Genomic DNA, 348 nt, shown 5'->3' on the forward strand with positions numbered 1-348 from the left:
TATATGGCGCCGTGCCGCCCGCTGCAGTCAGGGTGGCCGTGTAGGCCGCTTCCGCCGTCGCATTGGGCAAGGTGGCCGGCGTCAGGCTGACCGTGGCCGAGGACACCACCAGAGTATAGCTTTGCGTACCGGTGAACTGGTGCGCATCGGCCGCTTGCACGGTCAAGCTAAAACTGCCGCCCGCCGTTGGCGTACCGCCGAGCAAACCGCTGCCGCTCAGGGTGAGGCCCGCTGGCAGGCTGCCGCTCGATACCGTATAGGCATACGGAGCGACGCCGCCGCTGGCCGTCAATTGCCGGCTGTATGCCGTGGCCACTTTCGGCGCCGGCAAGGTTGCCGGGGTCACCG

1 protein-coding gene is annotated in these 348 nt (G+C 67.8%); it reads right to left on the reverse strand.

The window, feature by feature from the left end; all coding sequences use genetic code 11:
• Nucleotides 1–348, reverse strand: a 348-nt coding sequence (locus tag GYK42_RS28890; RefSeq protein ID WP_166450287.1) for a putative Ig domain-containing protein, incomplete at both ends; no start/stop codon positions are given.

It is taken from the genome of Janthinobacterium lividum (assembly GCF_011601275.1).
Taxonomy (GTDB): domain Bacteria; phylum Pseudomonadota; class Gammaproteobacteria; order Burkholderiales; family Burkholderiaceae_D; genus Janthinobacterium; species Janthinobacterium lividum_E.